The sequence below is a fragment of the Chlamydia gallinacea 08-1274/3 genome (assembly GCF_000471025.2).
Taxonomy (GTDB): Bacteria; Chlamydiota; Chlamydiia; order Chlamydiales; family Chlamydiaceae; genus Chlamydia; species Chlamydia gallinacea.
Genome location: NZ_CP015840.1, coordinates 195735 through 222455 on the forward strand (window position 1 = coordinate 195735; position 26721 = coordinate 222455).

Here is a 26721-nt window from a genome sequence, read left to right on the forward strand (position 1 = left end):
TCAGAGATGTTGCAGTATTCACTTTTCAACAGATTTATCACTATCAACAGGATACCGTCAACAAAGAAAGATAGTCCTAGGTAACTCCAGGATTAAGATAGACTGGATAAAATACGCTGACACACGCGTGCCTGAGCTAAATCTATAGATCCAGCAATTCCATTAAATAAAGATTGCCCGGAAGCTTTTCCATGGCATTTAATGACTAATTTAGACAATCCACACACTAGGGAGCCGGGATAAATTGTGTGGTCTAACTGCTGTTTCACATCAGTTTCCAACTTATCTCCTAAGATTTGGCGTAGAAAATCAAAAACCCCCTCTGCAGTTTTTAAGAAAATATTCCCCGTAAAACCATCGGCAACAACAATATCAATACGACCACTAAAAACATCACCACTTTCAATATTCCCAAGAAAGGCTTCTCCAAAGGTTTCTCTAAGAATACGAAATGTTTGTCTATGAGCTTCTGTACCCTTACCCTCTTCAGAACCAATGTTTAATAAACCTATAGTAGGTAGCTCCTTCACCTGTCCCAAACATTGTCTGTAGGCTAAACCCATACGAGCAAAACCCACCATCTCCTCTGGTTTCACAGAAACATTGGCTCCAACATCTAATATAATTGCACACCCTCGCATTGTAGGGACACGAACAAGTAAGGCTGGACGACGTACTTTAGGAAATACAGGAATTTTCCTTCGAGACAAAGTAACTAATGCTGCTGTATTTCCTGTAGAAATAAACCCATCTACTTTCCCTTCTTTCAGGTAATCCAGGCCTAGAGCCATAGAAGAAGACTTTTTACGAATCGCAGTTAAAGGGGAATCCTCCATAGTAATAAAATCCTGTGATTCAACTATTTCTGGACAACCTTCCCTTGTGCCACAAGAAAGAATGTGTTCCTTCACTTCCTTTGTAGCAAAAGCTGTGAAAGCAATTTGTTCGGCATCTCTTGCCTGTAGTACGTTAATTAGCTCTTCCCAAATAACGAGAGGAGACCGGTCTCCTCCCATGAGATCTATGCCAATGCATACTTTCATACAACACAAATGTACTTATTATTTCTTTTCTATGGTCATAACAGCTTTACCGTTATAAAAGCCACAAGCAGCGCACACAGTGTGGGGAAGAAATGCTTGTCCACAATTAGTACAAGCAGCTGTGTACTGAGCTTTTTTTGCATGATGACTTCTGCGAATATTCTTACGTGCATTACTATGTCGATTACGTGGTACTGCCATATCTTCAACCTTTTATATTATAACTGATCAAAAGGACTATTCCCTTTGTCTTTCTGTCTATCCTTTAAAAACTGTATGATATTCCCTCTTTCTGGACAGCCATTTTTATCACACTCTTGAAAATTATCGCTTTCCAACAGAAGCTCTTGTCTAATTAAATCTTTACAATCGAAAATTCCCGACTTAGCATCATTAAAATAAATTAAGTGAGAAATCTCTATAGACTGGATTGGATGTAAAAATTTTTTTTCGCAAACACAACAACGTAAGCTTAACTGTGTTGACACACCTAAAAAAAGGAACCATTGTTCATGATCGATTCTTTCTAAGCTACCCGACACTAGAATGTCCTTAGGGAAAAGTTCTTCTTCTCCAGGTTCACAAATCATGTCCGGACTTAAAGAGTAGCGAATTTCTTCTTTTTCTCCAGGAAGTTTTAGCCGATAAATATATAATTTTAAATCATCTTTGCATCCCATAAGAAAAATTCTCAAACTCCTGCTCTTTTATCGATTTGAAAACAAGAGTTTACCAAACAAGATAATTATAGAAAACAAAGAGATAGTTTAAATCTACTATGTGACAATAACAAAATTATCATTTTTAATTTAAAAACATCAAAAAGCCATTTCTGTAGAATTTTTTACCTATTTTTCCTATAATTTGCCTCGCAGCCCATCGGTAAATATCTAATAATAAGGACTAGGCCTCGTTGAATAAAATCTATCTGGACAAGCAATAGCCGAATCCACGGGCACAAGGATAATCATGGAAAACGATATCTTATTAAACATAGAATCTAAAGAAATTCGCTATGCACATTTGAAAAACGGCCAACTTTTTGACCTCATTATTGAAAGAAAAAAAGTCAGGCAACTCAAGGGAAATATTTACCGTGGACGCGTAACAAACATTCTGCGAAATATTCAGTCTGCCTTCATCAATATTGATGAAAGAGAAAATGGTTTTATCCACATTTCTGATGTTTTAGAAAATTCTAAAAAATTTGAACAAATGTTTGATATGGACTTTGATGTCCTCCCAAAAGCCTCCGAAGAGCAAGCAGAAGCCCCTATAGAAGAATTACTTAAATTAGATAGCCCTGTGCTAGTGCAAGTTGTCAAAGAACCCATAGGAACAAAAGGAGCACGATTAACTTCCAATATCTCGATTCCCGGCCGCTATCTCGTTTTATTGCCCAACTCCCCTCATCGAGGTGTATCAAGAAAAATTGAAGATCCCCATATGAGAGACCAACTAAAACAGTTGATCCGCTCTTTTGAAATGCCTCAAGATATGGGACTTATTTGTCGCACAGCAAGCGTTTTGGCTTCCACGGAAGCCCTAATTAATGAAGCTCATGATCTACTTTCTACCTGGAAAGGCATCCTAGAAAAATTCTACGCAACGGATCAGCCCTGTTTACTCTATGAAGAGACGGATATTTTAAAAAAAGCGGTAATTACCTGCATTGATAAGAACTATAAACGTCTGTTAGTGGATGATTATACTACCTACCAAAAATGTAAGCGCATGGTAAAAAAATATTCCCCCGACTCTTCGGTAAAAATAGAATATTATCGCGATTCCATCCCCATGTTTGAACGCTTTAATATTGAAAAAGAGATTGATAAAGCTACAAAACGTAAAATCTGGCTTTCTAGTGGTGGATATCTTTTTTTCGATAAAACCGAAGCCATGCACACAATTGATGTGAACTCAGGAAGAAGCACGCAATTAGAGAGCGGTGTTGAGGAAACTCTTGTACAAATTAATCTAGAAGCTGCAGAAGAAATTGCTCGACAGTTGCGTCTACGTAATATTGGTGGGCTAGTGATCATTGATTTCATTGATATGAAATCACGAAAAAATCAACGTCGTGTTTTAGAACGTCTAAAAGAACATATGAAATACGATGCCGCACGCTGCACAATTTTAAGTATGAGCGAATTTGGTCTGGTAGAAATGACACGCCAAAGAAACCGAGAATCTTTAATGCAAACACTATTCACCACCTGCCCCTATTGCAGCGGCAATGCAATTATCAAAACTCCAGAAAGCGTAGTTATTGAAATTGAAAGAGCTATGAAAAAAGTTATCAACCATAAGGAACACAAACATCTCTGTCTCGTTGTTCATCCGGAAATTGCTAGCTATATGAAACAAGAAAAAAATGATGATGAACTTATCAATTTAGCTAAACAATTAAAAGCTAAATTACAAATTAATACTTCAGACTCTCTTCATCTCAACCATTACCAATTCTTCTCGCTAGTTACGGGAGAGAGCGTAGAACTATAAAGGCATAACTATGCATTTTTCTACATACTTGACCCAGGCTTTTGGGAATCAATCATTACCAGAGCCTTTGTATCAAAAATTTCAGATTTATCATCAAAACTATGTTGAAGCAGCCACCAAAAAATGTTCTCTAGAAAAAGCAGAAGCTCTCTGCTTACAATGGCTTAAGATCGTCATTGAAGACTTAAAAAATCCTTTTATCTTCCCTCCATACCACAAAAAAATTCGTCATCCGATCGATTTATTTACATTTGGAAAAGAATTTTTCTCTGTTTTGATCGATGATGAGAATTCTCGAGTAGAAAATCTTCAACAACTCGATCATATTGAAAAAGCAATCCTACGCAAAGACAATGTCATTCTCCTAGCAAATCATCAAACAGAGTGCGATCCTCAATTAATGTACTATGCCCTAGGAAAAACGCATCCTGAATTACTAGAAAATATGATTTTTGTTGCCGGTGATCGCGTAACTTCGGATCCCCTAGCGCGGCCATTTAGTATGGGATGTGATTTATTGTGCATCTATTCAAAACGTCATATTCATACTCCTCCCGAACAAAAAGAAGAAAAGCTACATCATAATCAAAAAAGCATGAAAATTCTTAAATCCCTACTCCATGAAGGGGGGAAGTTCATTTATGTGGCCCCGGCAGGAGGAAGAGATAGGAAAACAACAAAAGACCTACTATATCCTGCAGAGTTTCAACCAGAAAGCGTAGAAATGTTCCGTATTTTAACTAAAGCTTCTGAGAGACCTGTGCATTTCTACCCCCTGGCTCTAAAAACATACGATATTCTTCCCCCTCCCCCAACCATAGAAAATACTATTGGAGAATACCGAGCAATTTTCTATGCACCCATACGTTTTAAATTTGGGGAAGAAATTTTCTTAGATGAATTATGTTCTGAAGAAGAGCTAAAAAATTATGATAAGCACAGCCAACGCGTACTGAGATCTAACAAAGCATTCGCAATTTTATCTCAATTATATGAGGAATTACAGACATGAAATGGAAAACATGGTCTACAGGCATCCTAATGCTTTCCTTATGCCTATCTTCTTGCTATTCAAAAATAAAGACAATTCCTGATCAATGTCCTTTAAAAATTCTCTCTCCTTCCTTAGAAAACCAAAAAATAGCTAAAATTCTCTGCCCCAATGGATTACAATTACTTATTATCTCTGATCCCACATCCCCTACTTCTGGCGCTGCTTTAGCAGTAAAAACAGGTAATTCTTCTGACCCCAAGGAATTTCCTGGACTTGCGCACCTAACAGAACACTGCGTATTCTTAGGCAATAAAAAATATCCCTCCCCCAATAGCTTTTCACATTTTTTAAGTAATAATAATGGAATGCACAACGCTTTTACAAATTCCCACAGCACGAGCTATCTTTTTTCTATAGACAACTCTGCATTTCATGAAGCTATGGACCAATTTGTGCATATGTTTATTCATCCTCTGTTTCTTCAAGAATCTTTAGACAAGGAAAAACATGCTGTACACCAAGAATTTGCTATGCACCCAACTAAAGATAGCCGTCGCATCTTTCGTATCCAACAGCTTATTGCCCCTCAAGGAAATCCTATAAATCGCTTTGGTTGTGGTAACGCAACAACATTAGAAAAAGTCTCTTCCAAAGATATGCAAGCCTGGTTTCAAAGACACTACTATGCAGAAAATATGATTGCTATTGTTCATACAGCAGACCCCTTGAACCAAGCGATAAAATTCCTCTCAAAGCTCTTTACGCAGATTCCTTCGCAAAAACATACCCTCCCCCTCTCCTCTCTTCTAAGTAGAATCGAGGACAATCATTCTACAGGGAAACTCTATATTAATTCTGCCGTAGAACCTGCAGCAAATCTACATATGTACTGGACTTTTCATACTACCCAGCCATCCTTCTTAGGATGTTTTTCCTCTCTAGCATATATTCTTAATTATGAAGGCCCTAACAGCCTAGTTTCCTTATTAAAAAAAGAAAAGCTCATTACCAAAGCAGAATCTTATTTTTATCAAACCTCAAGGGAAACAGGAGAGTTTATTATTGAGTACCAACTTACAGACGATGGTGAAAAAAATTACTCCGAGGTCCTAAAGAAAACTTTTGCTTATCTACACCAAATTCAAAAGCAAGGCATACCCAGCTATTGTCTTCAGGATATCTCAGCTATAAATGCTTTAGATTACAGTTTTAGCTCCAAAACAGAACTCTTCAAAACTCTATATGACCAAATTACTGGTCTCATATATGAGGACCTGACGACCTACCCCTATCGGACATTAGTATATCCGCAATATTCTCCTGAGGAAGAGAAAACAATCGTAGATACTCTCTCTGACCCCTATCGTGCGCGCTATATCTTATCAACAAAACATCTCGAACTTTTTCCCTCAGCCCTTCAACATTACGACACGATTTTTGATATGACATACTACGAGCAGTTTCTTCCCCATCTAGAAGCCTATAAACAAGCGCCCCCCTCTTCTCTATCTCTACCTCAAGAAAATATCTATATCCCTAAAAACGTTGAGATTGTGAAATCAGCAAAACCTACACACCAACAATTTCCTTTCTCCCCTCAACCAGCCTATACAGAACCTGGGATGACCTTATATTATTGCGAAGATCAATTTTATACTCTTCCTAAACTTGCTATTAATCTCTGCATTCGCTCCCCGGAGATTTCCCAAAAAAACCTCCGCTCATTAGTCATGACGGATATATATTCCCTAGCAATCAATGAAAATTTAACGCATAAATATTATTTAGCCACACAAGCCGGCCTGTCTTTTTCTACATTTTTACGTGGTGAGGGGTTGGGTCTCAGCATTTCTGGTTACAACGTAACTATATCCGCTCTATTAAACTCCATTCTTTCTTCTTTACAACCCACGCTAAACCAAGAACAATTCCTGATTTATAAGCAGCAACTGTTAGAAAACTACCAAAAAAAAATTACTAGCTGTCCTGTACGGGCGGGTATCCATACCCTAATGACACAGGTACTTCAAGATGTTTATGCTTATGATGAAAAGATAGCTATCCTACAAACAATAAACTTTGAAGAAGTTCAAGACTTTGCAGAAAATCTGTTCAACCAAGTGTCCATTGAAGGCATGATTCTTGGTTCTTCCGTAGAAAAATATAAACAAAAACTTACAGACTCTCTTAAAGATTTTATTTCTTCTCACTCTTCCTATGAAGCACCGCCTTTTTACCACCAAAGAAAAAAGAACTATGAAAATATTCAAATGCACTATCCCCTAGCAGGAAATGCCGTACTACTAGCATTTCAAGATGAACTTTCCTCCTCCATGGAACATCGTGCAATGATCGAAATGATGTTTTCTTGGTTACACCATATAGTCTTTACTCACTTGCGTACGGAACAACAACTTGGCTATATTGTAGGAGCTTGTTCTCATGAAGCGTTATTATGCCCTGCAGGAATATTCTATATTCGTTCTGATGCCTATTCTCCAGAAGAACTTATAGAAAAAACCCAAGCATTTCTACAGCAGGTAGCAGATTCTCCAGAAACATTTGGCATGTCTCCCGAATATTTTTCTGATCTACGTTCTACATATATCAAAAGTCTTACACATCCTTCAGAGTCTTTAGAAACACTTAGTTCCATGTTATTCTCCTTAGCTTTTGAAAGACCTTCTGTACAACTCTCTCATAACAATGAGAAAATCTCTGCTGCACAAACTATGGGTTACGAGACGTTTAAAACATATTGCCAAGAATTTTTGCACAAAAAATTAGGCAAACAAATTCTCGTACATGTTTACGGAACACCTTCTACATCCCCACGTTCATCTAAAGAAGCAATAGACAAAAGTAGGCACATCCTTGAGGATCCAGAATGTCATTAAAGCAATGATTGAAGGGCCTAGGGCAAATAAAAATAACCATCCTAAAGAAAATGTTGAGGAGGAAAAAAATGATTGGAGAGCTAGATATCCGACAACATTAGGAATATTTGAAATAAGTGTCAGCCCTCCAGCCGACATACATCCCGCAATCACAAGATAAAGAAAACAATCTGTGGCCACGGGTAGGTTATGAACAAGGTAATTGACTAAGGCATTATCTAAAAATATGGATAAAACATAGGAAGTCATCATATAACCGAAATCTGGCATTCTATGCATGAGCTCTAGCACCCACCATTCTTGTAGCTCACCAAAAATCACTAATCCTGCATAAAATAACCCGACGAAACAGGCTTTCCCGATACGCACGGGACGTTGATAAAAAATAGTAAATCTTTGAAATCCCAAATAAAATATGAGAATAGCCACCATGAGTAAGGGGACAAAACGCGCGAGTATAACTGCGCCTATAAGAAGAATGTGTATACAAATAATCCATTTAGGTATGCACTCCTTCACATTAGAAAGAACGTTAACTACTTTAGGAAATCTCGCGAATTCTTTTCTAAAAATTAAATAATACACAGTTGTAGAAATCAACATGGCAATAAGTGCTTTCCAACAAAAGTATTTTAAAATAAAGCTATTGCCCCATTTGACTGAAGGGAGAATAATAAACAAGGCCCGAGAAGACAGTCCTGTTGTTAATCCTCCGAGAGAAATATTTGAAAATAGTAATCCCATAGTCGCGTAAGCAAAGCGTGTGGAAGGTGCAAATCTATAAAAACTTCTAGAAAGTAATGCAGTTGCTATAATCATTGCCCCCGTTTCTTTAAGAAGAACAGAAGATAGGGGAGCAGCTATCATAAGCGTCCACCACCAACATCGGGGTGATTGTTTCCCTATTTTTGCGATACTCGAAAAAATGCATTCTGATAAATACACTATAGGCTGCGACTCTAAGAGAAGCAGCATAATAATAATAAACAAAGAAAATATGTAATTCCTACTATTAAAATAACTGATGGTCATTTTGTAACCCTCAGTATAGAGAAACCATAAAAATAGAGGGACTGCCCATAAAATGAAGACAGTCTCCACCCGACTAAGCAAACGATAACATTCACTCAACCACAAATATTTCTTCCACTTCTCAGGAAATATCATTTTTTTATGCTTACACACCCGAAAACATTGATAAAACCAAGGCGTGAGAAACGTGTGCACTATTGAAAAGAAAAAAAGTACGGTAGCTCCAGTTCGTAATGATGAAGAATACTGAGGCAAAAGCATGCTATAACCTAAATGAATCCCATATGTATACCTAGCAATAAAGATCGAGTAAAAAGAAAGATACAAAAATCTGTCCCAAAGCACTAGGTAAGACAAGATTTCCACATTCTGTATTTAGAAAAGAAATTGTAAAAAAAATTTTATTTCTATTAAGTAAGAGAAGAAGATGGGAGTTACGTCATGCCACACACAATTACACTACCTAAAGAACACGATACGGAAAAAGTACAAGAAAAACTTCAAAAGATTACTCTAGCTTCTTCAGAAGTATTGAAAAGCAAGTGCGAAGCAAAAAATAAAAAACCCTATGAAGTTTTTCAAGCAGAAAGCACTCTCTCCGTAGAGGCAAATAAAATTGCTTCTATTGCGGAATATACTTTATTTTCTTGCTCTTACAAATAATCATGCTTTCTTTAAATACCATCCATGAGTTTTATAAATGGAATCAGCACGAATACCCTGACTCTCATGAATTAATTTATGGATAGCAGCGGCTACTTGAGGATTTGTTTCTATTTCTTTAGGGTAGCTTACAAATAGAGTAGCTCCAGATCCAGACATACGCACATGATTCGGAAAAGGACTCCATATCCTTTCTAGCATGTGTTTTTTCTCCAATAAATCTACACGAAAGCGAAATACTGCTTTTTCTAAATCATTATCTTTACAATGTTTATAATCTGTGATTTGTGGTTTTCTTGTTACAAAATCTTTGGGATCCACGTAAGAAAAAGCTTCTTTTGTTAAGATACCTCGTTCTGAGAAATAAAGAACATATCGTTGGGGAGAACTCCCTTCCTCTTCCCAGTGGATAATCTCTTCACCACAACCTAAGCCTATGGAAGATCCTGAGGAGAAAAACAAGGGCACATCCATGCCTAAAGTCTTTGCCATTTCCTGTAAGGTAGAAAGGGGAAGCTGGGTTTGGAAATACTCATTTAACGCATATAAGGCTGTAGCTGCATTGCTACTTCCTCCTCCTAAACCAGATCCTATGGGTATGCGCTTATATAGATTCCAAACAACTGGAAGGGAAATCTTAGTGTGCTCACGAAATAGTCGAAGGCTTTTCCAAAGAATATTCTCAGGTGTGCTTAACTCTGGAATATTGCAAATAAGAACATCCTTTTCTCCCTCTTCCAAGAAAATCTCATCCCCAAAATCAATTGTTTGATATCGAGAAGTCATTTCATGCAAGCCATTCTTATACTTACCATGAAGTTTTAAAAAAAGATTTAGCTTAGCAGGAGAAAAATAATGCATACGAAACTAAAAGGATGAGGGAAAATCATTTCCCTCTCTAAAGCTGCTCCTCATCTATCTGGGAGTATCTTCTGTGGTTTGTTCTTCTGAAGAGGGGTGCTGATCATCAAGAACAGAAGCATAAAAGCTTTCCGAAGTTACCTCAACAACTAAAGTTGCAGAGACATCTTCTTTTAATTTTAAAGCCACATTTTTTTTCCCAAGATTTTTAATCGCATAGTGGGAGTGCGGAAAGTTTTTACGCGTAAGAATAATACCTTTTTCCGCCGCAGCTTGAATCATATCAGCAATAGTAACAGAGCCGTACATATTGTTATCTGGATCTACTCGAACTTGGAACTCAAGAACAATACTTTTTAAAGTCTCTGCTAATTTTTCCGATTCTTCCCTATCTGCAGCAGCGCGGCGCATACGTTCTTCTTTTAACTTTGCTTGTAGGCGCAAAGTTCCTGCTCCTGCAATAATGGCTTTTTTTTGTGGTATCAGATAGTTGCGGAAATATCCTGGACGTGCTGTGACAATATCACCACTACGGCCTAAACCATCAACATCCTCTAATAAAAGTAGTTGTTGTTTCATTTTGCTCTTCTTCCTCTAAATTAATCTTCTCCTACGAAAGGTAGTAACCCCATATGACGCGCTCTTTTTATTGCTAGAGTAAGCATACCTTGGAAGCGGGAAGAGACACCTGTAATTCTTCGTGGTAAAATCTTACCTCTTTCTGTAATAAACTTTTTTAAAGTTTCTGTATCTTTGTAATCAATGGTTTTCCAACCTGCGGAAACAAAAGGACATTTTTTATTAAAGCGTTTCCTTCTGTGTTCATTATTATGAACAGGCTTACTCATATTTTCTCCTTAATAACTTATTCTGGTAATGATGCGAATTCCAAAACTTCTTGCACAGAATCTGCTTTCAGAGTCATAAATCTTAACAGATCTTCATTTAAATGATATTCCTTCCATAATTCTGCAATTGCTTCGGGAATCACAGAAAAATAAATAAAATAATAATAACCCTCACGAGCTCCACGAATAGTATACGCCAATTTCTTGCGCCCTTGATCGTGAATTTTTAGAATTTCTCCACCATAATTAATAATACCGGAAGTTACTTTCTCTAGAGCCTTGCGCCTAGCTTCTTCACTAAGAGTAACGCTGAATACATAGGCCCCTTCGTAAAGTCGGGTTGCTTTTTCTTTCATTAAAAACTCCTAAACATAGCTAGAGTAGTTTACTTTTCTGGGGATCCTCTTCCCCAGAACACCATTGAACAAATAGCGTAGTGATCTCAGTTAAGAGAGATTGCACTCCTAATTGCTCCTCCATAGAAAACTGCCCGAGTACAAAGTCTGACAGCATATTTCCTTCTTTAGGACGTCCCACCCCCAAACGTAATTGCCAATAATGATTTGATCCAAGGTTTTGGGTGATGCTTTTAATCCCATTATGTCCTCCACTACCCGCATCTCGTCGTAAACGAATGCCACCAAAAGGTAGGTTTACATCATCGGCTAGGACAATAATGTGGTCCATTTCAATATTATAATATTCTTTAGTTGCTCGAACCGCTCGACCACTTAAATTTACATAAGTCCTGGGTTTAATAAATATTATAGACCCATAAGAAGATTCTACTTGAGCAACATCAGAAAAAACATTTGGGGCTTCTCTAAATTGACTACCAGAAAACTCCTGAACTAATTTGTCTACACAAAGAAAACCCAGATTATGCCGGGTCCAAGCATACTGACGTCCAGGATTCCCTATGCCAACAACGAGTCGCGTCATAAACTATCTTCTAGATACTGTTACTACAACTTCCTTAAGAGAAGTAATAGGACGAATTCCCTGAGGAATCACGATATCAGACAATTTCTTAGTCTGTGCTAATCCTAAAGAACGAACATCTAATTCTAAAAATGGAACAATATCCTTGGGCTTACATACAACACGTAAATAACGGATAACTTGCCTTAAAGATCCCCCTAATTTCACGCCAATACAATCCACCGTATTAATGCAGCGAATTGGAATATTTAATTTTACATCGCGTTCTTCTACAAGTTCTTCAAAATCTAAATGAATAACATCATACGTAGTCACTTGATATTGAATATCTTTAACTAGAGCCTTAATTATACGACCCTCATAAGATAAAGAAAAAATGGTAGAAGATAACGAACCACTCTCTAAACTAGATAAAAATTTCTTAAACACATGCGCATCAACAACAATATTGGCTAAACTTTTTCCTCCAGAATAAATAACAGCAGGAATACCGCCCTGTTGACGAATTTTTTTAAGAAAAGATTTTTTATCAGTCTCACGACTTGTAACTACAAGCTCCATAATGTGCTTTCTCCCTAATCTTGAGCTAAAGAACCCTCGGCAAACCTACTCGGGAAGTTGTTTTTTCTAGGGACCGCTGACTGCCATGTCTAGACATGCATCCAAACAGTTTTCGAGGCAAAATTATAACTCTACCTAGGAAAAAGTCAATCTTTTCCCAAACAATACTACTTCTAGTAACCAAACTAAAAAGATGATGCTATAGTGAAATAAAAAAAGAAATAACAGAAAACTTGGGGTGAAAGGATTCGAACCTCCGATACACGGTACCAAAAACCGCTGCCTTACCGCTTGGCCACACCCCAGCACTAAAACCTAAAGCTATAGTTTAGCTAAACTCCTGTTTTTACAAATAGGAAAATTTAATTCTGCTATAATTTTCATACCAAACCATTTAAAATAGTACTTTTCACCTTGTGATTTTTATTCTTGGCCTGCTATGACGCAAATAATTCATTCATGAGGCAAGAAAATCATGAGAATCTTACAGACTGCAGTAGAATTTGCCCCCCTTATCAAGTCAGGTGGCTTAGGAGATGCAGTGTACGGCCTATCCAAAGCATTGGCTGAAAATCATCATGTTGAAGTTGTTCTCCCTCTGTATCCCCAGCTCTGTTCTCTTCCCTCTACTCCACGCAACAATGAACAGACCTTCTCTTATGAATTCTTAGGAAGACAAACAGCAACAGCGCTCTCCTATTCTTATGAAAATATGCTTCTTACACTTCTTCGATTAGATTCTCAATTAGATCTATTCTCTACGTCAACAATCTACACAGACACGGAAACCGATGCCTTACGCTTTATGGCATTTTCTTCCGCTGTTTCTGCTTATTTGCACATTTCTGATAAAGTAGACATTGTTCATATGCATGACTGGCATTTAGGGCTTTTAGCAGGATTATTAAAAGATCCCGGCCACAAATACTATCCAAAAAGAATCTTTACTATCCATAATTTCAATTACCGAGGTTATTGCAGTTCACAAGTACTAGCCACCTCAAGAATTAGTAATTTTGGCCTAAGTAATTATCAATTATTTCGTGACCCTCACACTTCCGCTCTCCTTAAAGGCGCCTTATACTGTTCCGATTATGTGACCACAGTTTCTCCTACTTATGCCCGAGACATTCTGCAAGATTATTCTGACCATGAAATGTATGATGCCCTTGTTGCACGGAGTGACGTTTTTTGCGGAATCTTAAATGGAATTGATGAGAACCTATGGAATCCAGAAACCGATCCCTGCTTAGCTGCAAATTATAATGTAAAATTATTAGAAGAACCTGATGTCTTTTTCACAAAAAAGGAAGAAAATAAATCTGTTTTATATGAAAAATTAGGCTTGTCCCATGAGTATACCCCATTAATGTGCATTATTTCTCGGATTGTGGAACAGAAAGGTCCTGAATTTATGAAAGCAGCTATTCTCCATGCTATGGAGAATGCCTATTCTCTGGTCATCATTGGTCAATGCTATAATCAAGAATTACAAAGACAATTTACTCATTTACAAGATTCTTTAACTTATTCTCCTAATATACGCATTATCCTAGACTACAATGATTCTTTAGCTCGACTCGTTTATGGCGCAGCTGATATGATTTGTATCCCTTCACATTTTGAGCCTTGCGGACTTACACAACTGATTAGCATGCGTTATGGAACAGTGCCCTTAGTACGATCAACGGGTGGACTTGCCGATACAGTGCTTCCCCATATTCATGGCCTAACCTTTTCCCAGACAGAAAACTTCCGTGATTTTTATCGCATGCTCTCTCTAGCCGTCTCTATATATCGCCATGAACCCGATACTTGGTTTCATATGATTGAAGAAGGTATGCAACGATCCTCTGGTTTAAACACCATGGCATCTCAGTATGAAAAAATTTATTTGTCTTTATTATAAATTGTCGTCCGGTTTTCCCTTACTTCTTTGCAATAAATAATTTTTATTTACCCAAAAGTATTCTACTCCAGAATATACTGAGTAAATAGCAACTATGCAGCCAATGATGGAAGCAAAAACCTCCAAACCTCTATCAGAAAGCATTCCCAATGAATGAGGGATCATGGCTAAGAGAATCAAGGAAAAGCTAATTCCTTGCAAAATCGCTTTGATTTTCCCACTAACTCGGGCAGCAACAACAACACCACGAAACGCACATACAGTACGCAAAGTGCTAATCACAGAATCTCTAGCGAGAAAAACAAACACAAGAATCAGAGGAAAATTTACTGGTGGTTGAGTAAATGTAAGATAAATGGAAATCCTATAAATACTATCTGCCATGGGATCAAGCAATTTCCCTAAATCAGTAACTTGAGAAAACTTTCTAGCTATATAACCGTCAATAGCATCCGTTAGTTCAGAAAGGCCGAGTAAAGCTAACAATATACATGGAAGAACCACGGGAGTAATACCTAGCCACTTCCCCTTCAAATAAAGTAGCATAAAAATTGGCGTTATAAATAGCCGGGAAAAAGTTAAATAGTTAGGTAGCCCCATGATACACTCAGAATAAAAACCAACGTAAACTAGAAATTCAACCCTATACTTCAAAAACAAATAAAAATAAGTAGGTGAAAATTAGTTCAAGTTTCAGGAGATTGTAATCAAAAAACCATTTTTTTGAAGGAGTTTCTTTAATTTTCTCTCTTCGTATTGTCTGTTTTTATTTGTAATGGTAATCTTTCCTTTGTTTCTCAAGTGGCATGTTATTGCATTGAAACATTAGAATGCCTAAATTAGAATGGAGTCCTTACAATGTCACATCCGCTCACTTTACAAGCAATGATTGCTAAAATTCTACAATTTTGGAGTGAACAAGGATGTGTGATCCATCAAGGGTATGATTTAGAGGTGGGAGCAGGAACATTTAATCCTGCGACATTCCTGCGTGCCTTGGGTCCAGAACCCTATAAAACTGCTTACGTTGAGCCTTCTCGTCGTCCTCAAGATGGCCGTTATGGTATGCATCCCAATCGCCTACAAAACTACCATCAATTGCAAGTTCTTCTTAAGCCTGTTCCTGAAAATTTCCTCTCGTTGTATGAGCAATCGTTACAAATTATTGGTTTAAATTTAAAAAATCACGACATTCGTTTTGTTCATGATGATTGGGAAAACCCCACTATTGGTGCCTGGGGCTTAGGTTGGGAAGTTTGGTTAAATGGCATGGAAATTACCCAATTAACCTATTTTCAGGCTATAGGAAGCAAGCCTCTTGATATTATTAGTGGAGAAATTACTTACGGCATTGAAAGAATCGCGATGTATCTACAAGGCCAAAACTCGATCTTTCGTGTTCTTTGGAATGACGAATTAACCTATGGAGATATTATTCAGCCCTCTGAAAAAGTGTGGAGCGAATACAATTTTGATGTTGCAAACACACATATGTGGTTAAAACATTTTGAAGATTTTGCTCAAGAAGTTGAATCTGCATTAGAACAAGGATTACCTGTCCCAGCCTATGATTTTGTTATTAAAGCATCCCATGCTTTTAATATTTTAGATGCACGAGGCGTGATTTCTGTTACAGAACGTACACGTTATATTGCAAAAATCCGTCAATTAGCTCGTGCTGTTGCTGATGGGTATATTCATTGGCGTGCTTCTCTAAACTATCCTTTAATGCCTAACGTACCTACAGATTCTCTAGAAGTAGAAACTCCTTCTAGTTGTCTTCCTAAAATCGATACTCCCGAAGATTTTCTTTTAGAAATAGGCTCGGAAGAATTACCTGCTGCTTTTGTTCCCATTGGCATACAACAGCTAGAATCTTTATCTAAAAAACTTCTAGCAGATCATAACATACATTACGAACGCTTAGAAGTATTTGGTTCTCCACGGCGCTTGGCTTTATGCATTTACAAACTTGAGCCTATAGTAATCCAGCCAGCTATAGAAAAGAAAGGCCCTCCCTTATCTTCATTATTTACAGAAGAAGATATAACACCACAGGGACAACAATTCTTTGCGTCTCACAATATACAGATAAATCACTATAATGAACTTTCCCAATATTCACAATTTACTGTTCGTCAAGTGAACTCTGTCCCCTACCTATTCATATCATATGCAGAGGAACATCAAGATACGGCAACTATTCTACAAAATGAGTTACCTAAATTAATTCATTCTATGAAATTCCCTAAGAAAATGGTCTATGATAATAGTGGTGTAGAGTATGCTCGCCCTATTCGTTGGCTAGTTTCTTTATACGGAACACAAATTCTACCCTTTACTTTTGGCAAAGTCACAGCCTCTAATATCTCTTACGGCCATCGACAATTAGATCCTAGAGAAATTCCTATTCCTTCTTGTCAATACTATAGAGATACCCTACGTAATGCTTGCGTAATTGTTTCTCATCAAGAACGTAAAGAAATTATTTCCCAGGGACTGCAACTTCATAGCTCAGAAAATATTTTCCCCATTGCTAATCCTCGTTTACTTGAAGAAACTGTTTTTTTAACAGAGCATCCATTTATTACTTGTGCCGAATTTCAGCCTAAGTTCTGTGCTTTACCCAAAGAACTACTAATTGCTGAAATGGTCAATCATCAAAAATACTTTCCCACACAAAATGCCTATGGAGAGATCACAAATAAATTTATTTTGGTATGTGATAATAGTCCCAATGACACGATTATTCAAGGTAATGAAAAAGCCCTCACTCCTCGCCTTACAGATGGTGATTTTTTATTTTCTCAAGACCTAAAAACACCTTTAGCAAGTTTTGTTGATAAATTAAAAACAGTAACATATTTTGATGCTCTTGGTTCTCTTTACGATAAAATCGAAAGATTACAAGCTCATAAGGAAGTCCTCTACCCTCTTTTACCTCTATCTTCCCAAGAAGACATCACTACAGCTATTACATATTGCAAAGCAGATTTAGTTTCTTCTGTTGTTAATGAATTTGCTGAGCTCCAAGGAATCATGGGATCCTACTATGCAAAACATGCTGGATTATCTACAGCAGTGGCAGTAGCTATTAGAGAACACTTAAGTCACATTACTGATGGCCAAACTATATCAACTACAGGGATTCTTTTAAGTTTAATTGATCGTTTGGATAACTTACTTTCCTGCTTTATTTTAAATCTTCGGCCAACATCTTCTCATGATCCCTATGCTTTACGCCGACAATCTCTAGAAATTCTTAATTTATTACATGCTGCGAATGCTTCTTTGAATTTGGAAACTCTACTAAATCAACTCGCACAACATTTTCCCAACACAATTCAACAACATTCTTGGGATAAGTCTGAGGTAGTTTACGAAATCCTTGTATTTATTTGGGGACGATTAAAAACATTTTTATTTTCTTTAAATTTCAGCAAAGACATTATTTCTACAGTTCTTTCGAGTATTGCACCGAAAAATCCTGTAGAAATCATCCGATCGGCAAACCTTCTTCACGAAATGAAAAATACTCAAAGTGCTGTCCTGAGGAAAATCACTACAACATATAATCGTCTTAAAAAAATGCTAGCTTCCTTGAAATTTTCTATTACTACGCCTCAAGAAATACAGCCAAATACCCAAGAAGCACATTTACAAATGGCTCTAAGTAATTTTGAAAACAACACAAATACACGCACATTAAAAAAAGAGTATTTCTTTGCTCTAGGTGAACTTACGGATAGTATTAATACATTTTTAAATGAAGTTCATATCACTAGTGGAAATGAAGAATTAAAAAATATACGCATACATTTATTAGTAACTGCTATGGAGAAATTTTCTTTCTATGAATGGGAAGAATTAAAAATATAATACACTGGAAAATAGGCTCCTAGATGGGCTATCTAGGGCCATATTCTTTATACAATTGTTTCTTTATCTTTAATAAAGATTTGAAAGATCTGAAATTGGGGAGGCGTTTAATATACAAACTTCATCTTCACTACATAAAAACGTTATAAGATAAATTCCTCCTTGTTCATCACAAACTCCAGGAAAAGTTTGTAAGAAACTCGTAACACATGCATCGCCTGTTTCCGTAGGACGCAGCACAGCAAATGCTGCAAAATCTTTTAAGGATTGAAAAAAAAGCGGATCCTCCTCAATGAAACCATTTTTTACAACTTCATCCAATACAGGGGAGGGAGAAAGACTTAGTAATACCATGAGTATAGGTATGTCACAATCTTTTACGTGGGCTAAAGCTTCTTCGAAACTCTCAAAAATATTGTCAGTGTTTTCTACAGCTATAGCAGTAGAAATTGAGGCATCTTTACCGAAAATAGATTGACATGGTAGTAATAAACATAAAAATAAAGTTAATAGAATTCGCATTAAAAATTACTCTTAAGAATTAAAATGCAAGCTAGCCTAGCACAATACTCAAAAAAAAGATATTATGATTTTTACATTCTTAAGAAAACACTTGGATTACTACAGAAAATCTCTAGATAATAATGAAATGCACCCAACCCGCATTAGCTGGGAAAATCAATAGGTGCAATATCTACAAGCTCTACAGTATCTTGAGAAACAGAAAGTGTGATAAGGAAGGTACCTTGTAGTGGCGTAACCTCAGGAAAATACTGTTGAAATATAGCGATTTCCTTGAGCATCGGATCAGGCATGGGCGGGTAAATTAAAATATTAACCCCTTGAGGACTAAGAACAAGAAAATTTGCATATTTACACAATACGGACTCCCCCATAGAATGGGCTATATCCTGTAGATCTTTAAACTCTGAAGTATGCGGATCGCTATATAAAACGAGAACCGTACTTTTTCCACTTTGTCTCGTAGCCTCAATACAATCTAAATAACGATAAAAAATACAATCCTGGTTTTGATTCTCTTCATTTGCTATGCAACGAGGCAACTTTGTTCCTACAGGCAAAATAAATAATAAAGAAAGTATTACGAGTAATATACGCATAAGGTGAGCTCAATTAATCATATCTAAAAAATAGACCGAAACTTTAACAGAGTCATGAATTTAAAATATACCTAATTAAATAAACTCGCATTTGCAACTTGAGTACGGATATCCTCTCAAAATAAACAAGAATTCGTGGTTGCTCTTTTTAGGGAAACAAAAACTGTGTCCTAAACAAAGAATTTTTGAGGAAGGACATACAGAATATAATCTTGTCCTTTAGAATCAATAGCAATAAAGATGATACAGGGCTCATTCATATTTCTATCGGGGAAGTGTTCCAGAAATTCTGCCATATAATGAATCATGGGGTCCATCTTGGGATAAAATTCCATGGAATTAATTAAGCCGGGCTGTAGAATGACAAAATTACATACAAAAGATACATTTCTGGTCAAACAAAGATCTCTCTTCACAAGTTCTTCCCAGTCGCTGCTGTAAGAAGGATTAAAAAAAACACAAATCCCAAGCTTATGATGATCTATTGCATCCTCTAATGCTGCAAAATAAGAATAATATACCTTAATGCCGTTGTCCAAAACACAATATTGCGGAGGTTTTGTTCGTACAACCCTCTCTAGAGAAGCACAACTTTCTCCTTGCCAAAAGCAACAATAGATACTCGTAAAAAAACTACCCAATACCGGAAAAACATCTTATACAAAGACAATCACACTCAAAGCATTCCTAGGTCTATATTAGAGAGAAGCGGTAAGCATATAGTTCATGCCCTAAGAATCCACAATAAGAATTCAATTAAAAGAATCATACGGAATCACAGCGAGATAGTAAAGAGTCTAATTCCCCAACCCGCTGGTTTTGCAATTCATTAAGCACCCAAGTGGCTCCATAACCAATGCCAGCGGCCTTTACAACATCACTAACACTCGCAATTGAAGAAGCTGAACCTATGAAGGATAATCCCGCAGCCTCAGCAGCAACAATCCCCCTAGAACGATTGGTAGATGCCATAGTCATCATGTGGCTACAACATAAAACCCAAGCAAGTACTGGTAGAAACAATTTATAGAGTTTCATAAGAACTAAATTTTAATTTAAAAATTAAGAAAACATTTTATATTAAAAATCATTAAATCTCAATAATTTTAATTAATAAATGGGAGAAATTTAATTAAAAATAATTAACAATCTTGAGGATCAAGAAGAGAGATGATTAGCCTGCCATTGCGCAAGCGAAGATAGTCTTGTAACAAAGAGGTATTAGATCGATCCTCCTGTTTTACGAATGAGGAAAGCGAGCGGCGCTTCTCTCTCCACTGACGATCTGCTAGCTTTTGTAAAGATTGTACAAACACCTGCTCTAAGGAATTCGTATTTACAAGACGTTTAATTAATAAATCAACAATCATCTGGTCATTAAGCAGAGCCAATGCTTCGTCTAGGGGGAGATTGATCTTGTGCTGCTCATAGTGCTGAATAAGTGAAGAAAAGAGCTTCCGACACTCAGGATGCTTAAAATCATCGGGGGTAAAATAACTTTTTGCAGTATAAGGAATACTTAAGTTATTCGGCTTACAAAATAACATGCAGCGCAAAATATCCGTTTCAATAATGACATCAGAAGGGATTTTCTCTACCTTTCTTTGAGTTGTGGACATTCTTAGAGGAGAGCCTCCTGTTTCTAATTTTGCTAACGAAAATACCATGCTTTCAGGAATCATCATTACAGATGCTAATTGTTTTAAATTCTCATGAACAACAATAGGATTCCCCCACCGTTTAATTTGTGTAATTAACTCTTCGATAACACTGGCTTTTTCTCTAGGAGAAAAATTTGGATACGCACGTACTTTTTCACCAATAAGAAAAGTAAGATAATCCTCACTTTGATCAAGAAGTTCTCCTAAGCATCTTGCTCCCTTATGTAATAAGAAAATATCAGGATCCTGACCTTTAGGCAAACGACAAATAAATACAGCGATTCCCGCTTTCTGACAAATATCTCCTACACGTATTGCAGCCTGAATACCAGCAGTATCACCATCAAAAAGTACATAAACTTTTATCACGCCTAATTTAGTCAATTCCTTCACGTGATCTTCAGTGAATGCCGTTCCTTGAGCTGCTAGAGTGCAATTAAATCCCGCATCAATCATTTGCAGACAATCCACTTGTCCTTCAACTAAAATCACTCGTTTTTCTTTAGCAATTCTTCTTCGTGATAAGTGTAAACCAAACAAAGCTCGTGATTTTTTAAACACTAATGTTTCCGGAGTATTGACATACTTACTTCCTCGTGTAGTTTCTACCATCTTCCTTGAGGAAAATCCTATGGTATGCCCTAAAGCATCATGAATCGGAAATGTGATTCTACGTGAAAATAAAAACCACTTATTTCCAATAAAACCTGCATTTTCCAGTTGTTTTTCTGAGATATTCTTTTCCTGCATAGATTGAATAAACAAAGATTGTTCCGGTGCATAACCTAAATGAAAACGTTCTATAGTATCCGGAGAAAATCCTCGACGATACAAATACTGCATTGCCTCTCTACCCTCAGCTAGAAAATATAGGCAAAAGCGAAAGAATTTCTCAGCTTCACTATTGATTTGCCTTAACTCCTCTTTAGCACTTATAGAAACTGCAGAATGTGTGTCTCTAGGTTTAATGACCAAATCCACATGAAACTTTTTTGATAAGGTCAGTACAGCTTCAGTAAAGGAATAGCCTAAGTACTGCATCAGAAAACGAATAGCATCCCCGTGTTCTCCACATCCAAAACAATGATAATATGCGCCTGGAACATTGACAATAAACGAAGGTGTTTTCTCCACATGGAAAGGACAGCATGCCTTATAAGTCGACCCACTTCTCCTTAAAGAGAGATGTTCGGAAAGCACTTCAACAATATCAATACTATGCCTAAGATGATCTAAACTTTCTTCTGTATACATTACTGAACAACTATATACTGCTTTTGGTTATGCCATACTTTCTAGTAAAAAAAAAGCCGACTCAATTACACAAGAAAATTCCAAAAAAATCCTTAAGGGCACCCACCCATCTACCTCAGGAAAATTCAGTAAAAATTCTAGGGTCTTTTGCTAAAGTTTGCTAACCTAATAAGTTATTGATCTACGACAATACAAAGATATTCTGATTGATTTAACTTCTAGAACACCACCGTATTTGCACAGAAACATCATGACATCAAAAAAAATAACTCCAATGATGAAACAATGGCATCAATGTAAAGAGCAAGCAGGAGACTCTCTTCTTTTCTTCCGCATGGGAGACTTTTATGAAGCATTTTATGATGATGCAGTTCTTATCTCTCAGCATCTTGACCTTACCCTAACGCAAAGGCAAGGCATTCCCATGAGCGGTGTTCCCGTAGCTACGATTAATAACTACATTGATCGTTTGATAAGCAAGGGATTAAAAGTTGCAGTCGCAGAACAATTTGAAGAGTCTGAGCCTGGCAAGGGAAAAACGGAACCCTTACCCAGAGAACTTCACAGAATTGTTACCCCAGGAACATTACTTTCGTCGTCTTTACTCTTAGAAAAAACAAATAACTATATTCTATCTTTAACACGTATTGGTACACTTTTTGGCTTTGCTTGCTTAGATTTTTCTACAGGAGCTTTTGTTCTGCACGAATGTGATAATGCTAAGTTTCTTATTGATGAAATTTGTCGTCTATCTCCCAAAGAAATTGTTAGCTATGACAAATTCTACAAAAAGCATAGCGATATCTTACAACAAATCCAACAACACCTAAAAATATCAATATCTACCTACATAGATTGGGCTTTTGAACACCAGTTTGCTACACAAAAGCTTTCCTCCCATTTTAAAGTATCTTCTTTAGATGGCTTTGGTCTAAAAGGTTTCGTCCCTGCAATTAATGCAGCAGGAGCTTTGCTTTCTTATTTACAAGATAAGCTTTTACTTCCTATAGAACATATTTCGATTCCTAAAACCTATGGGAAACACAAACACTTACTGATAGATTCGTCTTCACAAACCAATCTTGAACTTTTATCCCCCCTAAACGATCCTCAAGGGAAAAGTTCTCTTCTACACGTTATGGACCGTACGCATACCCCTATGGGAGGTAGGTTGCTTCGCCATATTTTAGTGAATCCTTTTTATGATCTACAGGAAATCCTTGTACGTCAAGATGCTGTCGAGTTTCTTCTTAATAAACAAAAATTAAGAAAAAATCTCTGTACTTTATTGATGCTAGTACGAGATTTAGAGCGTTTAATGACAAAAATTACTACTACACTTGCTGGTCCTAAAGACCTAGGTATGCTTCGGGACTCTCTAGTGGCTATTGAAGAAATCTCCAAACTCCTGTCCCTAGAACATTTACCCAAATTCTTTACAGGAAGATGTAGTTTACCTATAGAAATAACTTCTTTGATTCAATTGCTCTCTAATGCTTTATTAGAAGACCTTCCACTAAGAATTTCAGATGGAAACATTTTTTCAGATAACTATCATTCCGATTTAAAACGTTTACGCCATATGAAGGAAAATTCCAAGGAATGGCTGTGGCAATACCAAGAAACTATTCGTCAACAAACTGGAGTAAAAAAGCTTAAAGTATGTTACTCACAAATTTTGGGGTACTACATAGAAGTCGATAGTAAGTCCTCTCCTCTACTACCCAAAGAATTTATTCGTAGACAATCACGTCTTCATGCAGAAAGGTTTACTACAGAAGAATTACAACAATTTCAAGATGACATGCTCAATGTCTCTGAAAAATTACAAAACCTAGAAACTACATTATTCAAAGATTTATGTGTACAAATCCTTCAACAACGAGAAAGTATTCTTTATTTATCTCAAGTCATTGCTGACCTTGACTATATTGCTGCTCTTGCAGATCTAGCTCAAGAATATAACTACTGCCGTCCTGTAGTAGATTCTAGCTCTACCCTATCTATAGTTCAGGGATTACATCCTGTTGTTCAAACTCTACTAAGTAAGGGAACATTTATTCCCAATGATATTTCTATGGACAATGCCTCAACACGAATACTTTTAATTACAGGCCCTAATATGGCAGGGAAATCTACCTACATTCGTCAAATTGCCTTACTTGTCATTATGGCCCAAATGGGTTCCTTTATCCCTGCAAAATCTGCACACATTGGCATGATCGATAAAATTTTTACACGCATTGGTGCAGGAGATAACCTTTCTAAAGGGATGTCTACATTCATGGTAGAAATGGCCGAAACAGCAAATATCCTACATAATGTTACCAATCACTCTCTAGTCATTCTCGATGAAGTAGGACGAGGAACAAGTACGTATGATGGCTTGGCTATTGCTCAAGCTGTTATTGAATACCTTTTATTCACACAAGGGAAGCAAGCAAAAACATTATTTGCTACTCATTACAAAGAATTGACAGAATTAGAGAGCCATTGCCCTCATGTCGAAAACTACCATGCGGGTGTAAAAGAAAACGGAGGCCAACCTATTTTCTTATATGAAATTCTCAAAGGACATTCTCAGAAAAGTTTTGGTATACATGTTGCGAAACTTGCGGGTTTCCCTCTTTGTGTAGTATCAAGAGCTCAACACATCCTGCGTCAGCTAGAAGGGCCTGAAGCAACTTCTACGCAGCAAGAACAAGAAAAAATGCAGCAATTAATGTTATTTTAACCATGCAGGTTAAGAACTTTTCTCCTAAGCGCATTCCTACAGATCCAGGTGTATATCTTATGAAAGATGCCTCTGGAGAAGTCCTGTATATTGGCAAAGCAAAAAATCTACGTAATCGGATTATTACATATTTTCAAAAACAAGGAGATTCCCGAGAAAGAATTCCTTTTCTAATGAAGAAAACAACAGACATCGAAACCATTGTTGTTTCTAATGAAACTGAAGCTTTGCTTTTAGAAAATAATTTAATAAAAAAATATCATCCCAAATACAATGTTCTTTTAAAAGATGATAAAACTTTCTTCTGTCTGTCAATATCTCTTGCTCATCCTTGGCCAAAAATTGACGCTATTCGAACTAAAGCAGTAGTTTCCTCTAAAAAGCAGTTAATTTTCGGTCCCTATGTAAGTGCAGAAGCGTGCCGAACACTCCTCGAAGTTATTAGCCAATGGTTTCCTATCCGCACGTGTTCTAATCGTGAATTTTCTTCTAGAAAACGTCCTTGTATTCTTTATGAAATGAAACGTTGCCTAGCTCCCTGCCTGAACTTATGCTCTCATGAAGAATATGAGGAGACTTTACAAAAGGCTGTACTATTTTTGAAAGGGAAAATCACTACTATCATTCAAGATTTAGAAATCTCTATTCAAAAGGCTTCTGAAAAGCAACAATTCGAACAAGCAGGTATGTATTATCGTACCCTGAAACTTATTCAACAAGCAATGACCAAACAGAACGTGGAAAACTTTCACTTTCAAAATATCGATGCTATTGGTCTGTATAGGGAACACCAAGAAATTGTTATTACTGTTCTCACAGTACGATCTGGAAAACTCTTGGGAGCTCGTCATTTTCTCTTTTCTGAAAATGCTCAAGAAGATCCTGACGTTCTCTCTTCATTTATTTTGCAATATTATTCTAATCAACCTTATCTTCCCAAAGAAATTTTGGTCCCTATTCCTATCAAGATTCCGCACTTTTCGCAATTATTAAATAAAGATACCGCTCCTCAAATACGTTCTCCCAAAACAGGATATGGCAAAGAATTACTACATCTAGCTCAACACAATGCTGAATTGCAGATGCAAATAACACCACTATCTGCATCTCTTCCCTATGAAGAAATGAAAACTGTTCTACAATCTCCGGATTATCCCTGCCGTATAGAGTGTTATGATAACGCTCACTTACAAGGTTCTTATAATATTGGCGTTTGCATCGTTTATGAAAATGATGCCCTAGATCCTAAGCAATACCGTGTATTCTCACTTGCTTCTTCCAAAAATGATCTCGCCTCTTTTCATGAAGTACTTTCGCGTCGCTTCTCTTCTCTTTCTATGCTTCCTGATCTCATCGTTATCGATGGAGGAAAAGCACAATATCTCCAAGCAAAAACAACACTAAAAGAACTCAACATCACAGGCATTCAAGTCGTCTCTATTGCTAAAGAAGCGGGTAACCACAGTAAATCTATGCGAAGAGAAAAAATCTTTTGTGATAACTTTCCTCAGGGAGTTCACCTACCCCCTACCTCAAAATTACTCCAATTTTTTCAAAGATTACGCGACGAAGCGCATCGCTTTGCCATCAGCAAGCATATTAAGAAACGCGATAAGAGTGCTCTACTTCCTCAAGAAAAAATTCCCGGTATTGGAGAAATCAAAAGAAAACGACTTCTACAAAAATTTAAGAGCTGGAAAAGAGTCATGGAAGCTTCCCAGGGAGAGTTAGAAACTATCCCTGGACTAACAAAAAAAGATATTCAACAACTACTAAATAAACAAACGCAAAATAAAACTCAGGGTGATAAGTAGGGTACT

24 protein-coding genes and 1 tRNA gene are annotated in these 26721 nt (G+C 36.9%); 8 read left to right on the top strand and 17 right to left on the bottom strand.

Features of this window, described 5'->3' with window-relative positions:
• Positions 1-92 precede the first annotated feature (92 nt).
• The 3 genes from plsX to M787_RS00865 are packed head-to-tail and all read right to left on the bottom strand — an operon-like array spanning position 93 to position 1723.
• The gene (gene plsX / locus M787_RS00855; RefSeq protein ID WP_021828580.1) at positions 93-1043 is read right to left on the bottom strand and encodes a phosphate acyltransferase PlsX; all 951 of its coding nucleotides are present in this window, start codon (positions 1041-1043) and stop codon (positions 93-95) included.
• Positions 1044-1061: 18 nt separating this feature from the next.
• The gene (gene rpmF, locus M787_RS00860) at positions 1062-1244 is read right to left on the bottom strand and encodes a 50S ribosomal protein L32 (protein WP_021828581.1); all 183 of its coding nucleotides are present in this window, start codon (positions 1242-1244) and stop codon (positions 1062-1064) included.
• Between the two features lie 17 nt (positions 1245-1261).
• A complete protein-coding gene (locus M787_RS00865) occupies positions 1262-1723 on the bottom strand; it encodes a DUF177 domain-containing protein (RefSeq protein WP_021828582.1) in 462 nt (153 codons plus the stop codon).
• 289 nt (positions 1724-2012) lie between these two features.
• Between M787_RS00865 and M787_RS00870 the strand changes: the two genes are divergently transcribed.
• From M787_RS00870 to M787_RS00880, 3 genes are read left to right on the top strand one after another with little or no spacing between them, the layout of a single operon-like run.
• Positions 2013-3545 carry an Rne/Rng family ribonuclease gene (locus M787_RS00870; RefSeq protein ID WP_021828583.1) on the top strand — a complete coding sequence of 511 codons (1533 nt, stop codon included), beginning with the start codon at positions 2013-2015 and terminating at the stop codon, positions 3543-3545.
• Positions 3546-3555: 10 nt separating this feature from the next.
• The gene (locus M787_RS00875; protein ID WP_021828584.1) at positions 3556-4557 is read left to right on the top strand and encodes a 1-acyl-sn-glycerol-3-phosphate acyltransferase; all 1002 of its coding nucleotides are present in this window, start codon (positions 3556-3558) and stop codon (positions 4555-4557) included.
• Positions 4554-7436, top strand: a complete 2883-nt coding sequence (locus M787_RS00880) for an insulinase family protein (RefSeq protein WP_021828585.1) — start codon at positions 4554-4556, stop codon at positions 7434-7436. The genes M787_RS00875 and M787_RS00880 overlap by 4 nt, the downstream gene beginning before the upstream one ends.
• On the opposite strand, the gene M787_RS00885 is transcribed toward M787_RS00880, so the two are convergent.
• Positions 7377-8729 (bottom strand): putative Na+/H+ antiporter, encoded by a 1353-nt coding sequence (locus M787_RS00885; RefSeq protein WP_021828586.1) that lies wholly within the window; start codon positions 8727-8729, stop codon positions 7377-7379. The genes M787_RS00880 and M787_RS00885 overlap by 60 nt on opposite strands.
• A 180-nt stretch (positions 8730-8909) precedes the next feature.
• Here M787_RS00885 and rbp7 point away from each other — a divergent pair, with 180 nt between their 5' ends.
• The gene (gene rbp7 / locus M787_RS00890; protein WP_021828587.1) at positions 8910-9131 is read left to right on the top strand and encodes a reticulate body protein Rbp-7; all 222 of its coding nucleotides are present in this window, start codon (positions 8910-8912) and stop codon (positions 9129-9131) included.
• Here the strand turns inward: rbp7 and ispE are convergent, their stop codons facing one another.
• The 7 genes from ispE to M787_RS00925 form a co-directional block, all read right to left on the bottom strand.
• Positions 9132-9992, bottom strand: coding sequence for a 4-(cytidine 5'-diphospho)-2-C-methyl-D-erythritol kinase (gene ispE, locus M787_RS00895; protein WP_021828588.1), 861 nt, complete (start codon positions 9990-9992; stop codon positions 9132-9134). It abuts the gene before it with no gap.
• A 54-nt stretch (positions 9993-10046) separates the two neighbouring features.
• A complete protein-coding gene (gene rplI / locus M787_RS00900) occupies positions 10047-10571 on the bottom strand; it encodes a 50S ribosomal protein L9 (RefSeq protein WP_021828589.1) in 525 nt (174 codons plus the stop codon).
• A gap of 20 nt (positions 10572-10591) precedes the next feature.
• Positions 10592-10840, bottom strand: a complete 249-nt coding sequence (rpsR, locus tag M787_RS00905) for a 30S ribosomal protein S18 (protein WP_020356504.1) — start codon at positions 10838-10840, stop codon at positions 10592-10594.
• 17 nt (positions 10841-10857) lie between these two features.
• Positions 10858-11196, bottom strand: coding sequence for a 30S ribosomal protein S6 (gene rpsF, locus M787_RS00910; protein ID WP_021828590.1), 339 nt, complete (start codon positions 11194-11196; stop codon positions 10858-10860).
• 19 nt (positions 11197-11215) lie between these two features.
• Entirely contained in the window at positions 11216-11782 is a 567-nt protein-coding gene (gene pth / locus M787_RS00915; protein WP_021828591.1) for an aminoacyl-tRNA hydrolase, read from the bottom strand.
• 3 nt (positions 11783-11785) lie between these two features.
• Positions 11786-12343 (bottom strand): 50S ribosomal protein L25/general stress protein Ctc, encoded by a 558-nt coding sequence (locus M787_RS00920; protein ID WP_021828592.1) that lies wholly within the window; start codon positions 12341-12343, stop codon positions 11786-11788.
• A 233-nt stretch (positions 12344-12576) separates the two neighbouring features.
• A tRNA-Gln gene (locus tag M787_RS00925) sits at positions 12577-12648 on the bottom strand.
• A gap of 170 nt (positions 12649-12818) precedes the next feature.
• Between M787_RS00925 and glgA the strand changes: the two genes are divergently transcribed.
• Positions 12819-14252, top strand: coding sequence for a glycogen synthase GlgA (gene glgA / locus M787_RS00930; protein ID WP_021828593.1), 1434 nt, complete (start codon positions 12819-12821; stop codon positions 14250-14252).
• On the opposite strand, the gene pgsA is transcribed toward glgA, so the two are convergent.
• Positions 14247-14852 (bottom strand): CDP-diacylglycerol--glycerol-3-phosphate 3-phosphatidyltransferase, encoded by a 606-nt coding sequence (gene pgsA, locus M787_RS00935; protein ID WP_021828594.1) that lies wholly within the window; start codon positions 14850-14852, stop codon positions 14247-14249. The genes glgA and pgsA overlap by 6 nt on opposite strands.
• A 258-nt stretch (positions 14853-15110) precedes the next feature.
• Between pgsA and M787_RS00940 the strand changes: the two genes are divergently transcribed.
• Positions 15111-18131 carry a glycine--tRNA ligase gene (locus tag M787_RS00940; RefSeq protein ID WP_021828595.1) on the top strand — a complete coding sequence of 1007 codons (3021 nt, stop codon included), beginning with the start codon at positions 15111-15113 and terminating at the stop codon, positions 18129-18131.
• 69 nt (positions 18132-18200) lie between these two features.
• On the opposite strand, the gene M787_RS00945 is transcribed toward M787_RS00940, so the two are convergent.
• The 5 genes from M787_RS00945 to dnaG form a co-directional block, all read right to left on the bottom strand.
• Positions 18201-18653, bottom strand: a complete 453-nt coding sequence (locus tag M787_RS00945; RefSeq protein WP_021828596.1) for a CT795 family Sec-dependent secreted effector — start codon at positions 18651-18653, stop codon at positions 18201-18203.
• A 143-nt stretch (positions 18654-18796) separates the two neighbouring features.
• Positions 18797-19252: a CT795 family Sec-dependent secreted effector gene (locus tag M787_RS00950; RefSeq protein ID WP_021828597.1), complete on the bottom strand. Its 456-nt coding sequence runs from the start codon at positions 19250-19252 to the stop codon at positions 18797-18799.
• 170 nt (positions 19253-19422) lie between these two features.
• Positions 19423-19650 carry a hypothetical protein gene (locus tag M787_RS04915; protein ID WP_223200923.1) on the bottom strand — a complete coding sequence of 76 codons (228 nt, stop codon included), beginning with the start codon at positions 19648-19650 and terminating at the stop codon, positions 19423-19425.
• A 367-nt stretch (positions 19651-20017) separates the two neighbouring features.
• Positions 20018-20290 carry a hypothetical protein gene (locus M787_RS00960; RefSeq protein ID WP_021828598.1) on the bottom strand — a complete coding sequence of 91 codons (273 nt, stop codon included), beginning with the start codon at positions 20288-20290 and terminating at the stop codon, positions 20018-20020.
• A 104-nt stretch (positions 20291-20394) separates the two neighbouring features.
• Entirely contained in the window at positions 20395-22167 is a 1773-nt protein-coding gene (gene dnaG, locus M787_RS00965) for a DNA primase (RefSeq protein WP_021828599.1), read from the bottom strand.
• Positions 22168-22417: 250 nt separating this feature from the next.
• Between dnaG and mutS the strand changes: the two genes are divergently transcribed.
• Both mutS and uvrC read left to right on the top strand, forming a co-directional pair.
• Positions 22418-24901 (top strand): DNA mismatch repair protein MutS, encoded by a 2484-nt coding sequence (gene mutS, locus M787_RS00970; protein ID WP_021828600.1) that lies wholly within the window; start codon positions 22418-22420, stop codon positions 24899-24901.
• Positions 24902-24903: 2 nt separating this feature from the next.
• Positions 24904-26715: an excinuclease ABC subunit UvrC gene (uvrC, locus tag M787_RS00975; RefSeq protein ID WP_021828601.1), complete on the top strand. Its 1812-nt coding sequence runs from the start codon at positions 24904-24906 to the stop codon at positions 26713-26715.
• The last annotated feature ends 6 nt before the right edge of the window (positions 26716-26721 follow it).

Excerpts from the sequence above, each read along its gene's own strand:
- plsX (WP_021828580.1), bottom strand. The coding sequence starts at position 1,043 with ATGAAAGTATGCATTGGCATAGATCTCATGGGAGGAGACCGGTCTCCT.
- rpmF (WP_021828581.1), bottom strand. The coding sequence starts at position 1,244 with ATGGCAGTACCACGTAATCGACATAGTAATGCACGTAAGAATATTCGC.
- M787_RS00865 (WP_021828582.1), bottom strand. The coding sequence starts at position 1,723 with ATGGGATGCAAAGATGATTTAAAATTATATATTTATCGGCTAAAACTT.
- M787_RS00870 (WP_021828583.1), top strand. The coding sequence starts at position 2,013 with ATGGAAAACGATATCTTATTAAACATAGAATCTAAAGAAATTCGCTAT.
- M787_RS00875 (WP_021828584.1), top strand. The coding sequence starts at position 3,556 with ATGCATTTTTCTACATACTTGACCCAGGCTTTTGGGAATCAATCATTA.
- M787_RS00880 (WP_021828585.1), top strand. The coding sequence starts at position 4,554 with ATGAAATGGAAAACATGGTCTACAGGCATCCTAATGCTTTCCTTATGC.
- M787_RS00885 (WP_021828586.1), bottom strand. The coding sequence starts at position 8,729 with ATGCTTTTGCCTCAGTATTCTTCATCATTACGAACTGGAGCTACCGTA.
- rbp7 (WP_021828587.1), top strand. The coding sequence starts at position 8,910 with ATGCCACACACAATTACACTACCTAAAGAACACGATACGGAAAAAGTA.
- ispE (WP_021828588.1), bottom strand. The coding sequence starts at position 9,992 with ATGCATTATTTTTCTCCTGCTAAGCTAAATCTTTTTTTAAAACTTCAT.
- rplI (WP_021828589.1), bottom strand. The coding sequence starts at position 10,571 with ATGAAACAACAACTACTTTTATTAGAGGATGTTGATGGTTTAGGCCGT.
- rpsR (WP_020356504.1), bottom strand. The coding sequence starts at position 10,840 with ATGAGTAAGCCTGTTCATAATAATGAACACAGAAGGAAACGCTTTAAT.
- rpsF (WP_021828590.1), bottom strand. The coding sequence starts at position 11,196 with ATGAAAGAAAAAGCAACCCGACTTTACGAAGGGGCCTATGTATTCAGC.
- pth (WP_021828591.1), bottom strand. The coding sequence starts at position 11,782 with ATGACGCGACTCGTTGTTGGCATAGGGAATCCTGGACGTCAGTATGCT.
- M787_RS00920 (WP_021828592.1), bottom strand. The coding sequence starts at position 12,343 with ATGGAGCTTGTAGTTACAAGTCGTGAGACTGATAAAAAATCTTTTCTT.
- glgA (WP_021828593.1), top strand. The coding sequence starts at position 12,819 with ATGAGAATCTTACAGACTGCAGTAGAATTTGCCCCCCTTATCAAGTCA.
- pgsA (WP_021828594.1), bottom strand. The coding sequence starts at position 14,852 with ATGGGGCTACCTAACTATTTAACTTTTTCCCGGCTATTTATAACGCCA.
- M787_RS00940 (WP_021828595.1), top strand. The coding sequence starts at position 15,111 with ATGTCACATCCGCTCACTTTACAAGCAATGATTGCTAAAATTCTACAA.
- M787_RS00945 (WP_021828596.1), bottom strand. The coding sequence starts at position 18,653 with ATGCGAATTCTATTAACTTTATTTTTATGTTTATTACTACCATGTCAA.
- M787_RS00950 (WP_021828597.1), bottom strand. The coding sequence starts at position 19,252 with ATGCGTATATTACTCGTAATACTTTCTTTATTATTTATTTTGCCTGTA.
- M787_RS00960 (WP_021828598.1), bottom strand. The coding sequence starts at position 20,290 with ATGAAACTCTATAAATTGTTTCTACCAGTACTTGCTTGGGTTTTATGT.
- dnaG (WP_021828599.1), bottom strand. The coding sequence starts at position 22,167 with ATGTATACAGAAGAAAGTTTAGATCATCTTAGGCATAGTATTGATATT.
- mutS (WP_021828600.1), top strand. The coding sequence starts at position 22,418 with ATGACATCAAAAAAAATAACTCCAATGATGAAACAATGGCATCAATGT.
- uvrC (WP_021828601.1), top strand. The coding sequence starts at position 24,904 with ATGCAGGTTAAGAACTTTTCTCCTAAGCGCATTCCTACAGATCCAGGT.